Origin of the sequence: uncultured Maribacter sp. (genome assembly GCF_947496775.1) — a bacterium.
Lineage (GTDB): Bacteria > Bacteroidota > Bacteroidia > Flavobacteriales > Flavobacteriaceae > Maribacter_B.
The window spans coordinates 1-824 of record NZ_CANMDU010000047.1 but is presented as its reverse complement, the minus strand read 5'-3'; the positions used below and the strand labels follow the sequence as shown (position 1 = coordinate 824).

Below are 824 nucleotides of genomic sequence, written 5' to 3'. Positions count from 1 at the left end.
GTTGTAAAACATTTCATGAAATTTCTAACATACTTAGTTACTTTTCTGTGTTTTGGGGTTTGCAGCTCGCAAGACTTCATTGACACTCGTATTAGTTGCGCTAAATACCGAATGGAAGAAAAAATCATACGGCTAAGCAGCAAAGAATTGTTTAACAAGCACTTTTATTTTGAGAAATCAAAGACTGTAATCGAGACATATAATAAAATAGAGAACAAACTTGAGAGAATTAGTTTTTCAGAATTTAAAAATAAAGGATGTCATATCACACAATTATGGCTTTACTATAAGGTTATGGACAAAAATCTTGTTCTTACGGAACTCTTAATCCCTATCAATTTGAATTGTACTTCACCTTGGTCTTGGGAGGACACTAAGGAAATCATTGAACCATATCTTAATGTGATAAAAGACGAGACAAAAATTGATTTGAAAAAAGCACTTGAAATCGGAGCGGAAAATGGACTGGATGATATTTACGAATGGGACATTGATTTTGAGAAGAGAAGACTAATTTGGACTCTAAAAAGTAAACTTGAAAAAGGTAGGTCAAAAGTGATTAAGATAAATTCAAAAAATGGTAAGGTACGGGAGGAGTATATTGAAATACCAATTGACTGAAGAAAAAACGTTTTACAACAAAACCTATAAACAATACGGGCTCCGGGCTTAATTGTTGGGTTTGTGTATTTTTAGGAAGTCCGCAAAATCTTTGGGATTTTGCTTTAGACAGGAAAAGAAAAAACAAAACAAAAAGATTTCGCTATGTGCGTGGCAGAAAGCAAACGCTAGTTTACTCCCGTACTGTTCATAGCTTAACCGTT

At 33.6% G+C, this 824-nt stretch carries 1 protein-coding gene; it reads left to right on the top strand.

From position 1 onward, the window contains the following. On the top strand, positions 1-621 hold a 621-nt coding region (locus tag Q0856_RS18010), incomplete at its 5' end, for a hypothetical protein (protein ID WP_298507228.1). Positions 622-824 lie beyond the last annotated feature (203 nt).